Annotated in this window: 10 protein-coding genes; 4 read left to right on the top strand and 6 right to left on the bottom strand. The window is 66.8% G+C overall.

Features of this window, described 5'->3' with window-relative positions; genetic code table 11:
• Nucleotides 1-272 precede the first annotated feature (272 nt).
• The 4 genes from MTR65_RS16725 to MTR65_RS16710 all read right to left on the bottom strand — a co-directional run bounded on the left by MTR65_RS16725 (nucleotide 273) and on the right by MTR65_RS16710 (nucleotide 5,680).
• Complete coding sequence (locus tag MTR65_RS16725; RefSeq protein WP_243802215.1) at nucleotides 273-1,772, bottom strand: CoA-acylating methylmalonate-semialdehyde dehydrogenase; 1,500 nt, start codon at nucleotides 1,770-1,772, stop codon at nucleotides 273-275.
• A gap of 29 nt (nucleotides 1,773-1,801) precedes the next feature.
• Nucleotides 1,802-2,578 (bottom strand): SDR family NAD(P)-dependent oxidoreductase, encoded by a 777-nt coding sequence (locus tag MTR65_RS16720; protein WP_243802214.1) that lies wholly within the window; start codon nucleotides 2,576-2,578, stop codon nucleotides 1,802-1,804.
• A 1-nt stretch (nucleotide 2,579) separates the two neighbouring features.
• Entirely contained in the window at nucleotides 2,580-3,992 is a 1,413-nt protein-coding gene (locus tag MTR65_RS16715; RefSeq protein WP_243802212.1) for an aromatic ring-hydroxylating oxygenase subunit alpha, read from the bottom strand.
• 95 nt (nucleotides 3,993-4,087) lie between these two features.
• A complete protein-coding gene (locus MTR65_RS16710; protein ID WP_243802210.1) occupies nucleotides 4,088-5,680 on the bottom strand; it encodes an AMP-binding protein in 1,593 nt (530 codons plus the stop codon).
• Nucleotides 5,681-5,847: 167 nt separating this feature from the next.
• Here MTR65_RS16710 and MTR65_RS16705 point away from each other — a divergent pair, with 167 nt between their 5' ends.
• Together MTR65_RS16705 and MTR65_RS16700 are read left to right on the top strand one after the other, a co-directional pair.
• The gene (locus MTR65_RS16705; RefSeq protein WP_243802209.1) at nucleotides 5,848-6,594 is read left to right on the top strand and encodes an SDR family NAD(P)-dependent oxidoreductase; all 747 of its coding nucleotides are present in this window, start codon (nucleotides 5,848-5,850) and stop codon (nucleotides 6,592-6,594) included.
• 97 nt (nucleotides 6,595-6,691) lie between these two features.
• The gene (locus MTR65_RS16700) at nucleotides 6,692-7,537 is read left to right on the top strand and encodes a TauD/TfdA dioxygenase family protein (RefSeq protein ID WP_243802207.1); all 846 of its coding nucleotides are present in this window, start codon (nucleotides 6,692-6,694) and stop codon (nucleotides 7,535-7,537) included.
• A 187-nt stretch (nucleotides 7,538-7,724) separates the two neighbouring features.
• On the opposite strand, the gene MTR65_RS16695 is transcribed toward MTR65_RS16700, so the two are convergent.
• Nucleotides 7,725-9,080 (bottom strand): aromatic ring-hydroxylating oxygenase subunit alpha, encoded by a 1,356-nt coding sequence (locus MTR65_RS16695; protein ID WP_243802205.1) that lies wholly within the window; start codon nucleotides 9,078-9,080, stop codon nucleotides 7,725-7,727.
• A gap of 134 nt (nucleotides 9,081-9,214) precedes the next feature.
• Here MTR65_RS16695 and MTR65_RS16690 point away from each other — a divergent pair, with 134 nt between their 5' ends.
• Together MTR65_RS16690 and MTR65_RS16685 are read left to right on the top strand one after the other, a co-directional pair.
• Complete coding sequence (locus MTR65_RS16690; RefSeq protein WP_243802204.1) at nucleotides 9,215-10,135, top strand: SDR family NAD(P)-dependent oxidoreductase; 921 nt, start codon at nucleotides 9,215-9,217, stop codon at nucleotides 10,133-10,135.
• Between the two features lie 19 nt (nucleotides 10,136-10,154).
• The gene (locus MTR65_RS16685) at nucleotides 10,155-11,369 is read left to right on the top strand and encodes an MFS transporter (protein ID WP_243802202.1); all 1,215 of its coding nucleotides are present in this window, start codon (nucleotides 10,155-10,157) and stop codon (nucleotides 11,367-11,369) included.
• A 111-nt stretch (nucleotides 11,370-11,480) separates the two neighbouring features.
• On the opposite strand, the gene MTR65_RS16680 is transcribed toward MTR65_RS16685, so the two are convergent.
• Nucleotides 11,481-11,892, bottom strand: a 412-nt coding sequence (locus tag MTR65_RS16680; protein ID WP_268739510.1) for an acyl-CoA dehydrogenase family protein, incomplete at its 5' end; no start/stop codon positions are given.

Genomic DNA, 11,892 nt, shown 5'->3' with positions numbered 1-11,892 from the left:
AGCCTCATGCAGGCCGCACCCTCGCCGCGTTTCTCGCGCACGCCCGGCGCCGCACGAAGCGATGCCGGGGAAGATGGCGCGGCGATGATCGCGCGCTGGCGGGAATCGTAAAGAAAGAAAATACTATTCAAGGGGTTATTACCCCTTGACCCCATAACCGTCTTGCTCACCTCTCTCGGCTACCGATGCGTGAGCACCTTGAGGGTGCCAGTTTGGGGAGCCCGAGGGCGATGGCCCTCGGACCTGTTCCGTTTTTCTTTAATGCCTCCTCATCACAACGTCGGGATCAGAAAGGCGTTGGAGCCATCGCCTCCGCCGTCGGGCCAGCGCTGGGTGACGGTCTTCACCTTGGTCCAGAAGCGCATGCCTTCCATGCCGTACTGGTTGGTGTCGCCAAAGGCGCTGCGTTTCCAGCCGCCGAAGCTGTGGTAGCTGACCGGCACCGGGATCGGCACGTTCACCCCCACCATCCCGACATTGACGCGGGCGGCGAACTCGCGCGCGGCGTGGCCGTTGCGCGTGAAGATGGCGACGCCGTTGCCGTACTGGTGCTTGCTGGGCAGGGCTACGGCTTCCTCGAAGTCGGCCGCGCGCACGATCTGGAGGACCGGGCCGAAGATTTCCTCCTGGTAGCTCTTCATGCCCGTCGTCACCCGGTCGAGCAGCGTCGGCCCCAGGAAAAAGCCTTTTTCGTGCCCCTGAAGGGTGAAGTCGCGTCCGTCGATGACGAGTTCGGAGCCTTCGTCCACGGCCGTCCCGATCCACTGGACGATACGCGCCTTGTGCTCGGGCGTGACGACCGGGCCGTAGTGCGCATCGGGATCATGCGAGACGCCCACGCGCAGCGCATTGATCGCGGGGATCAGCTTTTCGCGCAGACGCTCGGCCGTATCCTCGCCCACCGGCACCACGACGGGGAGCGCCATGCAGCGTTCGCCCGCCGAACCGAAGGCCGCACCGCACAAGTCGTTCACCACCTGGTCGAGATCGGCGTCAGGCATGACGATGCCGTGGTTCTTGGCCCCGCCCATCGCCTGCACGCGCTTGCCCGCCGCCACGCCGCGCGAATAGACGTACTGCGCGATGTCGGACGAGCCCACGAAGCTGACGGCCGAAATGCCGGGGTGGTCGAGGATGGCATCAACCATCTCCTTGTCACCGTGGACGACCTGGAGCAGGCCCTCGGGCGCGCCGGCCTCGACAAAGAGCTCGGCCAGGCGCACCGGCACGCTGGGATCGCGTTCGCTGGGCTTCAGGATGAAGGCGTTGCCACAGGCGATCGCCATGCCGAACATCCACATCGGGATCATCGCCGGGAAGTTGAACGGGGTGATGCCTGCGCCCACGCCCAGCGGCTGGCGCATCGAATAGACATCGATCCCGCTGCCCGCACCGACCGTGTATTCGCCCTTCTGCGCATGAGGAATGCCGCAGGCGAACTCGATCACCTCAAGCCCGCGCTGGATGTCGCCCTTGGCATCGTCCACGACCTTGCCGTGCTCGCTTGCCAGGAGTTCGGCAAGCGACTGCATGTTCTCTTCCAGGAGCTGCTTGAAGCGGAACATGACACGGGCACGGCGCTGCGGGTTGGTGGCCGCCCATTCGAGCTGGACCCGGCTTGCGGTTGCCACCGCACGGTCGAGCAGGGCCGCATCGCCCAGCGGAACTTCCGCCTGCACTTCCCCGGTGGAGGGATTCCAGACCTGATGAACACGGGCACCCGAGCCGGTGCCCGAACTTTCGCCGCAGATGAAGTGATCGATGGTGCGCATATCCGTTCCCGTTTCTCGCGTTTCGTGTTCTAGCTCTCGACCCAGTCGCTGGTCAGCGCGCGGGGCGAGAGGTACTTGGTCCGCGTCCACCCGCCATCGACCACGATCGACTGGCCGTTGATCATCTCGCCCCCGGGCGAGCACAGGAACGCGATGACGTTCGCCAGATCTTCGGCTTCGGCGAGGCGGGGATAGGGCGTGGTCTCCACGTTCACCCGCTTGAACGTCTCATCCTCGAAACGGTGCCGGACCATGTCGGTCATGGTGACGCCGGGCGCGACGCAATTGCTGCGAATGCCGCGCGGGCCGTATTCGACCGCCATGTGCTCGGTCAGCGAGCGAAGCCCACCCTTGGCCGCCGAATAGGGACCGCCGCGCTTGCCGCCGATCATCGCGAAGGTGCTGGTGACATTGACCACGCAGCCGCCCTCACCCATGTGGCCAATAGCCTCGCGGCAGAGACGGAACGGGGCGCGCAGCATGACATCGAGGAAGAGATCGAGCGTGGCGTCGTCGGTCTCATGCAGCGGCGTCGGGCTGCCCAGCCCCGCGTTGTTGACCAGCGTGTCGATGCGCCCGAAGCGCTCCAGCGCAAAGTCGACGATGGCGTGCGGCGCATCCACATCGGTGATGTCGAGCGCCAGTGTGGCCAGGCGCTCCTCGGTGCCCAGAGCCTGCGCGAGCCCGGCCAGCTTGTCGGCGCTGCGCCCGATGCCGACGATGGCATCGCCCGCCGCGTGCAGGGCCTTGGCCGTAGCAAGACCAATGCCGCTGCCCGCCCCCGTGATGATGCTGGTGCGCGCCATCTCAGAAACCCAGATCTTCGATCTGGCCATCGAAATTGTGCTGGAGCTTGCGTGTCGCCGCGCTCAGCCGCTCACCATCGATGTCCTTCAAGTGCCCGTCGATCACGCGGTTGTAGTTGCTGATGAGGCCCTCCACACCGCGCCCAAGCCGCATGTAGTCAAAGCCTTGCGCGTGAAGACCCTGCTGTTGGATCGGGATATTTCCGTAGTCCTGGCGCGGGATCGGAGGGAACTCCTCGCTATCGTAGGGCAGCATGGTCGGCCCGGTCACGCTCTGGTGGTTGTCCTCAGGCGCGAAATGGGTGAGTGACCACAGCTCGAACAGGCACTCCTCGGGGCCGAGCGGACGGATGCGGTAGGCCGACGCGCTGCTCATCGTGGGCAGCAGGAAATAGTGCGGAAAGAGGAACTCCACCGCCTGAACCGGGTGAGTCTGGGCCAGCGTGTTGAGGTCGGGAATGTCCTCGCCGCGCGCGCGCAGCTGCTCGACCACCTGGTGCTGAACGATGCCGTACCACATCGGGATGGCCTCGGCTGGGTCCTCGGGAAGTTCGACATCGAGAAGGTGGCTGGCGATCTCCACTTCCTTGGCGTGGACCATGCCCGCCATGCCCTCGTTCAGGAGCTTCATGTGCTCGAACTGGGCCTGGACATTCTCGCGCACGGTAAGGCCGGGGTTGATCGGCAGGCCGATGCCCCCTGTGTCCATGCCGTACATCGTGTTGTAGAGCTGGGGCAGCTTGTGCTGGAGCTGCGGGTGCGTCTTCATCACGTGGTAGCCTTCCATGAAGGCCTCCATCGCGATCTTCCAGTTCGCTGGCAGCTTGGTGGCGTACCACCACTCGGCCTTGAGATCGTCGAACCCGCGCATTTCCAGCGCTTCGAGCACGGGTCCCAGGCTCTCGCGCAGCGACGGGGCCGCCTCGTCGAAGTTGATGAAGGCACAGCCGATTGCGGTTTCCACGCGGCAGGGGCGCAGCGCCAGTTCGGCCGCGTCAAGTTGCTCGTCGGAGAAGAAGTGCTTGCCGTAGACGAAGGTGTTGTCGCCCTCCATGTTCCAGCGCCAGCCGTGGAAGGGGCAGATGAAGCCCGCGCTCCTGCAGTTGCCCTGCCCGCCCGGCTCGGCGATGGGCACGCCGCGGTGGCGGCAGGCGTTGTGGTAGGCCTTCACGCCCTCGCTGCCCTCGCCGGTGCGCACGACGATCACCGACTTGCCCAGGTTGCTGTACTCGATCCAGTCGCCCACGTTCGGGATCAGTTCGAGGCGCGTCGCCATCTGCCAGACATGGGGCCAGAGCCGCTCGGTTTCCGCGCGGTAGAAGGTCTCGTCGTAGTAGCGTGCCGCCGGGATACGTTCCGGATTGGTGACGAGATGGGGCACATCGAAGCGGGCGGCGGGGTCGGCCTCGGCCATGGCAAAGGATCCTCTCTCGAACATGTTTGCAGCGATGCTTAACGCCCGCCCCTCCGATCACGAAGGCGCCCGCCCCAGCCACCGCTCGGGCGATGTCAGACGGCCAGTTCGGCGCGCAGGACGTGTTTCAGGACCTTGCCCGCCTCGTTGCGCGGCAAAGCCTCGCGCAGGACCACCTGCTCGGGATACTTGAAGCGGGTGACGCCAGCGGCCGAAAGGTAATCGGCCAGCATCGGCACGTCGGGAATAGCGCCGTCGCTCGGCACGATGACCGCGCAGGCGCGCTCCCCGGTGCGGGGGTCGGGCAGGCCGACGATGGCGATGTCGGCAATCGCGGGGTGGCCGGAAAGCAGGTCCTCGATCTCCTTGGGCGCGATGTTCTCGCCGTTGCGGATGATGAGGTCCTTGATCCGGCCCGTGACGGTGAGAAAGCCACTTGCATCGAGCGCACCCTGATCGCCGCTGCGGTAGAAACCTGCGGCATCGAACGCGCCCTCCTCGTCCTCCTGCCGGATGTAGCCCGCCAGCATCTGGGGCCCGCGCGCGCGGATCTCGCCGTCGGGAGCCAGGATGACCTGCGCTATTCCCGCCTTGCCGTCGGTCTGCGCAGCCTCGGGCATGCCCTTTTCATCGAGGGATCCGACCGTCGTGACCGGCACTTCGGTACTCCCGTAGACCCGGCTGACGCGGGCATATGGGAACCAGGCGTCCGCCTCCTCGATCAGCGCGGGCGGCACCGACGCCCCGCCGCAGATGAAGACCTTGAGCGCGTCCAGATGGTCTCCCTGCGCTTTCGCCGCGTGCAGGATCTGTTCCAGGAACGGAGTCGCGCCCGCCATGTGGGTGATCCTTTCTGCCTGCATGAGGCGCAGCGCTTCCTGCGCGTTCCACTGGTCGAGCAGCACGGCAGCGCTGCCAAGCAGCACCGGCCCCTCGAAGGCGTAGATCGAACCGCCGATATGGCTGATCGGCGAGGCAACGAGAAAACGATCCCCCGGTGCAACGTGCCAGTAACGGCCGATCTGGTGCAGCAGGGCGCCGAGCGAGTTGTGGGTATGGAGCACGCCCTTGGGCCGCCCGGTCGTGCCCGAGGTGTACATCACCATGCGCACCGCGTCGGGATCGGGGTGGCGAATGGTACGGGGCGCGCTCGCCTCCAGGATCGCCGCATAGTCCTGCGTGCCCGCGACCGGTCCTGTGCCGCGCACGACGACGATCTCGGGGCCGTGCTCCATCTCGGCCGCGATCCCGGTCAGCATCGCGGCGTAGTCGAAACGGCGGAACGTCTCGGGCACGAAGACCACGCGGCTGTTGCAATCGCGCAGGATGAAGGCGGTGTCGCGCGTGCGCAGCGAAGGCAGGATCGGGTTGGCGACAAGCCCGGCGTAGGTCGCGGCAAGGTAGATCGTCGCGGCCTCATGCCAGTTGGGCAGCATGAACGAGACGACACCGCCCGGCGCGACCCGCTCGCCCAGCCAGGTACCCAGACGTAGCGCGCGTTCGTGCAGTTCGATGGCGCTCAGCCGCACCTCGCCCTCCACCAGCATCATCCGATCCGGTTCGGCGTCGGCAAGGCGCGGCACGAGATCGGCCAGCGTCTCGTCGCGCCACCATCCCTCGCGGCGCGCGGCCTGCGCGCGCTCCTCGTCCCAGCGCAGGCTCCAGCCTTCGATCTCGCGGCGCGTCATCTCACCCACCTCCTTGTTGCACGCAGTCAAGGCAGGCGCGCACGCGAAGGCAACCGGCAAGGCGCCCCCACGCCCACTCATCGCGCGGGTGATACCGCAGGCCTGTGCGCAGGCCCCGCGCGCGCTTCGCGCTATGTCCCGGCCAAAAGCAGACCCGGAGGAAGAGAATGCAGCTTGAAGGCAAGGTCGCCGTCGTTACCGGCGCAGGCTCGGGAATTGGCCGCGCGATCGCCCAGCGCTTTGCCCGCGAGGGCGCACAGGTGGGCGCCTGGGACCTCAACGGCGAAGGCGTGGCCCAGACGGTCGAGACGATCACGCAGGCGGGCGGCACGGCCATCGCCTGCACCGCCAACTGCGCCGATGCGGACGAGATCGCCGCGGCCGCCAAGGCCACGCGCGACGCCTTCGGGGATATCCAGATCCTGGTGAACAACGCCGGGATCGCGCCCTTCGTGCCCTACGCCGAGATCACCGACGCGCAGTGGGACCAGATCATGGACATCAACCTCAAGGGGCCGCACCTGTGCATCCGCGAGATGCTCCCCGCGATGCTGGAGGCGGGCTGGGGACGCGTGGTCAACATCACGTCCTCCTCGGTGCAGAGCGGCTCCTTCGCGCAGGTCCACTACGTCACTTCCAAGGGCGGCGTGCTGGGCATGACCAAGGCCCTCGCGCTGGAATTTGCCGCCAGCGGCGTCACGTTCAACATGGTGCCGCCCGGCTTCGTCGATACGCCTGCGCTGCGCGCCGCCCCGGTCGACATCGACACCTTTTCGCAGACCCTGCCGATGAAGCGCGTGGGCCAGCCCGACGAGATCGCGGCGGCTTGTGTGTTCCTGGCCAGCGAGGGCGCGAGCTACGTGACCGGCCAGACGATCAGCGTGAACGGCGGGCGCTACATGGGCTCGGCCTGACACGCATCCCGGCCCCGCCACCCGATATCGCCGGGGCGTGCTTCATCCACGCGCCCTGGCAAACTATATTCAGCCCCAGAACAAGGGAGGATTTGTCATGGCCGTCGAAACCCAGACGACGCTCACGCACGAGACCATCAAGGACAAGATCGGCGCCTACGTCCTGAATTCCAAGGAAGAACTGCTTTCCGGGACCCTCGGTGATGCGCTGCGCGACCTGCTCGAAGAGCGCGGCGTGCTTGTCTTCCCGAAGATCGGCTTCACCAACGAGGAGCAGATCGCCTTCACCAAGACGCTGGGCACCTACGCGCCCGAGCGCAAGGGCGACGAGGAAGAGGTCACCAAGATCAGCATCGACCCCGCCATCGCCGGGCCGACCGCGGAATATCTCAAGGGCTCGCTCTACTGGCACATCGACGGGACCATGCAGGAAGTGCCGATCCTCGCCTCGATCCTCTCGTGCAAGAAACCCTCGCCCAAGGGCACGGGCAACACCGGCTTTTCCAACACCTACGCCGCCTACGATGCGCTCCCCCAAGAGGAGAAGGACCGGATCGAAGACCTCAAGGTGCGCCACGGTGCCTGGGCGACGCTGTTCTTCTACAACCCCGAACCGCCCGTCGCGATGCTCAAGGGCATGCAGGCAATTGGCGACAACACCCTGCCACTGGTCTGGACGCACAAGTCGGGCCGCAAGTCGCTGGTGATCGGCAACACCGCGCACACCGTGGTCGACATGGACGTTATGGAAGGCCGTCTGCTCCTCAACGAACTGCGCGAATGGGCCACTCGCGAGGAATTCACCTACAGCCACGAATGGTCCGAGGGCGACCTCGTCATCTGGGACAACACCGGCACCATGCACCGCGCCGAATGGTACGATGTGACCAGCGGCCGCCTGATGGTGCGCACCAAGCTGGAGGGAGAGGAACCCTTCGCCTGAGGCAAGGGGAACAGGAAAAGAGTTCCGAGGGCCATCGCCCTCGGGCTCCCCGAACTGCCTACCTCACCTTCCGCGCGCCGACCCTGGCCGAGAAAGGTGAGGTAGACAGTTCGGGGGTCAAGGGGCGATGGCCCCTTGGAAAGATTACTTCTCTTACTCGGCATCCCCGCGCAGACGACAGCTCCGCTCAGTCCTGCGCTTCGGGCATCCCCGCATGCATGTAGCGGGCGAGGTTCGTGTGCAGGCTGGCCACCGCGCGCTCCATGTAGGGGTTGGGCTGGGCACCGCGGAAACCTGCGCTCTTCATGCCCTGCTGGACGGCGGCCATGTTGCTGAAATCCTGTTGCAGCACCGGCGGCCATTCGTGCGGCTCGGTGTAGGTCCACTGTGTCTCGGGCGCCTCCCCTTCCGGGTAGAGTTCATAGACAGCCGCCTCGAAGATGCACTTGTCCGGGTCACTCCCATAGGGACGCGCGGCGTAGCACAGCATGTTGTTGACCGCCTGCCCGATCTGGAAGTTGGGAAAGACCTGCCAGGCCGTCCCGGCCTTGGCCGTGTGCGCGGGTGCCACCACCGGCCACTCCACCCCGCGCGCGGCATCGTCGCGGCGCGAGGCCGCGATCCAGTGAGCGGAAACCTGTGCCGGCGGAGTCCCTTCAGGCAGCTCCTGCGCCAGCCGTTCGGCCGCGCGCACCATCGTCATGGTGGTGTTGGTGTTCGCATTCTCCCAGGTGAAGCGCTGCATCTCGGCGGTCGAGAGCCGGGCATCGCCTGTCCCCACGCGCAGCTTGCCCGCATCCTCCTCCATGTCCTTCGCCGCCTCGTAACCGATGTGCGAATGGAGCCCCTCCTGGCGCGCCCAGCCCCGGAACTGCCCGAAGGCGTTGAACTCGGGGTGGGTGGTCGCGACGTGGTAGGTCTCGCAGAAGGCTTCCATCGCGACCTTCCAGTTGCACTCAAACACGATCCACTTGCGCCAGCGCGCGCGCATGTCCTGCAGGCGATAGGGATCGAGCATCTCCGGGATCACGCCAAGATACGCTTCCAGACTCTCGCCCTCGGGATCGAGGCTGATCCAGATCCACCCGCCCCAGGTGTCCACCCGCACCGGCGTCAGATCGGCGCGGCCGTTGCACAGGGCCCCGTGCCAGTCGTCCTCCTGTGGCACGTGGGTGTTCGCACCATCAAGACCGAAGCTCCAGCCATGGTAGCCGCAGATGAACCCGCGCGCCTGCCCGTGCGCATTGCGCTGGCCCGGTGGCGTGTCGACCAGCCGCCGCCCGCGATGGGGGCAGACGTTGTGGTGCGCTTTCAGACTGTCAGGCCCGGTCCTTACGATGACCACCGAATCCGCTCCGATGTCATACGTAATGAAGTCGCCGGTCTCGGCCAGGTCCTCGACGCGTCCCGCCTGGAGCCAGACCTTGCGCCACAAGCGATCCTGCTCGGCGCGGGCATATTCGGGCGAGACATAGGCCTCGGCGGGGACAAGGACCGACTTCGCAAGGTCGGCTGCGGGCGCGATCTGGGGTTCGTGTGCCATGGCCGGATTCTTGCGCCCCTCGCCCGGCTCGGGACAAGATCGCCTCCCTTTCATCGCCCCGGCGAAAGCTCGTGAGCCGCGTTGCACCCCACCGCAGGCAAAGCCTAGCCAAGGCCGGTCAGAAGGAGAGGACGATGGACGAATTGCGCTTCGATGGCCGGGTGGCCGTGATCAGCGGCGCCGGACGAGGCCTGGGACGGGCCTATGCGCTCCTGCTCGCCAACAGGGGCGCGAAAGTCGTCGTGAACGACAACGGCAGCGCGATCCTGGGCGAAGGGGAAGACGAAGGTCCGGCCCAGCAAGTCGTGCGCGAGATCGAAGCGGCGGGCGGCGAGGCAGTCGCCTCGACGGACAGCGTCGCCACCTGCGAAGGGGCGAGCGCCATCGTCCAGAGCGCACTCGACGCCTTCGGGCGTATCGATATCCTCATCCACAACGCGGGCAACGTGCGCTACGGCGCGCTCGACGAGATTGCGGTCGAGGACTTCCACTCGGTGCTCGACGTGCACCTGATGGGGGCATTCTACCTCGTGCACGCGGCCTACCCGCACATGAAGGCGCAGAACTACGGGCGCGTAGTCCTCACCTCCTCGATCGGCGGTTTCTACGGCAACCAGCGCTGCGTGAACTACGCGGTCTCCAAGTCGGGCATGATCGGCCTCTCCAACGTGATCGCGCTGGAGGGCGAAGAGCACGGTATCCGCAGCAATCTCATCCTGCCCGGCGCCATGACGCGAATGGCCGACGGGCTCGACACCTCGCAGTACCCCCCGCTCGGCCCCGAACTGGTCGCGCCGATGGTGGGCTGGCTGGCGCACGAGGACTGCGCACTGTCGGGCGAGGCACTGGTCGCGATCGGGGGGCGCATGGCCAAGATCGACATGCTCGAGACCCACGGCGTCTTCCAGCCCCACTGGACCATCGAGCAGGTCGCCGCGCGCATGGGGGAAATCGCCGATCCGGCAACGTACGCCCATCTCGGCCTCCATGGCTATCTCGCGCACCTGGGGCAGAGTTTCGAGATGGCCAGGAACGGCCGCCTTCCCGCCGAATAGGAAGCGGAAGGTGCATCCTGTGACCGCGCACGCGGAATGGAAGGCGCATTGGGGCGTGCCGCTGGCCGGCGCCCTTGGCTATGCGACCAGCGTCATCCACATCTATGGCCTTGGCGTCTATATCGAACCGATCAGCGAAAGCTTCGGCTGGTCGCGCGCGACCACGACCTTCGGCATGACCATCGCCACGCTGATCCAGGCCGTGTTCGGGGTACCCATCGGGATGCTGGTCGACAAGGTTGGCCCACGTATCCTGGGCGTCATCGGCATTCCGCTCACCTGCGCGGCCTTTGCCCTGCTCGGGACCGCAAGCGGCAGTGCATGGCAGTGGTACGCGCTGTGGACCCTCATGGCGCTGGCCACGCTGCCGGTGCAGGCGACGGTCTGGACCGCCGCGGTCGCCAGCCGTTTTGCCCGCTCGCGCGGCCTTGCCTTCGCGATCACCTTGTGCGGGGCCTCGGTTGCCGCCGCGCTGTTCCCCTGGCTCGGCGCGCGGCTCATCGCCGCCTATGGCTGGCAAAGCGCGATGGCCTGGCAGGGCCTTGCCTGGATGGCGCTCGCCTGGCCGGTGATCCTCGTCCTGTTCCGCGCAGGACGCACCACGCCCCCTGCAAAGGCCGATGCGCCCGCCCACCCAACGCCTGCCCCCGAAGGCGTGAGCTTCCTCGAAGGCCTGCGCTCACCTGTCTACCTGCGCCTCCTCGTCGCGAGCCTGCTGTTCACCTTCACCGTGCTGGCGCTGGTCGTCCATTTCGTGCCCATCCTCACCGACGCCGGGCTGCCCCCCGCCCGGGCCGCCGCGCTGGCCTCGCTGATCGGGCTCTTCTCCATCGCCGGACGGCTGGGCACCGGCCTCCTCCTCGACCGCTTTCCCGCCGCCTACGTAGGAGCGGCGATCTTCCTCCTGCCCGTCGCGAGCGGGCTCATCCTGCTGGGCACAGGCGCGCAAGGGGCGGTTCCCGTCGCCGTGCTGATCGGGCTCACACTGGGAGCCGAAGTCGACGTGATCGTCTACCTCGCGACGCGCCACTTCGGCCTCAAGGCCTTCGGCGCGCTCTACGGAGGGCTGCTCGTCGCTCTCTCGGTCGGCACCGCGCTGGGCCCGCTCGCGGCCTCGGCGGTCTACGACCGGACCGGGGGATACGACATGTTTCTGCTCACGACCCTCGTCCTGATGGTTGCAGCCAGCCTCGCGCTGTTCAGCCTGCCGCGGCCCGCGTTCGGGCATGAGTAAGACGTCCATTTGCAAGGGGCCATCGCCCCTTGACCCCGGAACGGGCGACCTCGCCTTTCTCAGATAACGGTGCGCACGTCAGGTGAGGGAGACGGGTTCGGGGAGCCTCCCTCACCCCCAGAGCGCATCCGCCGCTGCCGCCGCGCTCGCGCCGCGCCCGCCCAGTTCCCCGATCAGGGCCTTCAGCCGGTAGGTCCAGAAGTGCAGCGGGTGCTCGAGCGTCATGCCCATGGCACCAAGGAACTGGTGAAAGTCGTAGACCGTCGTGGTCGCCGATTCCTGCGCGTGCCAGGCCGCGAGCGCGGCATCGGCCGGATCAAGCGTGGCCGCCGCTTTCATCGCCATCCAATAAGCCCCGTTGGTGCGCACCTGCGCTTCGGCCAGGCGGTGGCGCAAGGCCTGGAAGGTTGCGAGCTTGCGCCCGAACTGTGTGCGCTCGGACAGATGCGCGCACACGCTGGCAAGCGCGGCGGCCATCAGTCCGGCCGCCTCCGCCGCCAGCGCCGCGCGCGCGCGTGTCCGC

Source organism: Novosphingobium mangrovi (assembly GCF_022818885.1).
Lineage (GTDB): Bacteria > Pseudomonadota > Alphaproteobacteria > Sphingomonadales > Sphingomonadaceae > Novosphingobium > Novosphingobium mangrovi.
The sequence above is the reverse complement of the archived record's forward strand: the minus strand, read 5'-3'. Positions and strand labels throughout refer to the sequence as shown.

Coding starts and splice junctions, on each gene's coding strand:
- MTR65_RS16725 (WP_243802215.1), bottom strand. CDS start 1,772: ATGCGCACCATCGATCACTTCATCTGCGGCGAAAGTTCGGGCACCGGC.
- MTR65_RS16720 (WP_243802214.1), bottom strand. CDS start 2,578: ATGGCGCGCACCAGCATCATCACGGGGGCGGGCAGCGGCATTGGTCTT.
- MTR65_RS16715 (WP_243802212.1), bottom strand. CDS start 3,992: ATGGCCGAGGCCGACCCCGCCGCCCGCTTCGATGTGCCCCATCTCGTC.
- MTR65_RS16710 (WP_243802210.1), bottom strand. CDS start 5,680: ATGACGCGCCGCGAGATCGAAGGCTGGAGCCTGCGCTGGGACGAGGAG.
- MTR65_RS16705 (WP_243802209.1), top strand. CDS start 5,848: ATGCAGCTTGAAGGCAAGGTCGCCGTCGTTACCGGCGCAGGCTCGGGA.
- MTR65_RS16700 (WP_243802207.1), top strand. CDS start 6,692: ATGGCCGTCGAAACCCAGACGACGCTCACGCACGAGACCATCAAGGAC.
- MTR65_RS16695 (WP_243802205.1), bottom strand. CDS start 9,080: ATGGCACACGAACCCCAGATCGCGCCCGCAGCCGACCTTGCGAAGTCG.
- MTR65_RS16690 (WP_243802204.1), top strand. CDS start 9,215: ATGGACGAATTGCGCTTCGATGGCCGGGTGGCCGTGATCAGCGGCGCC.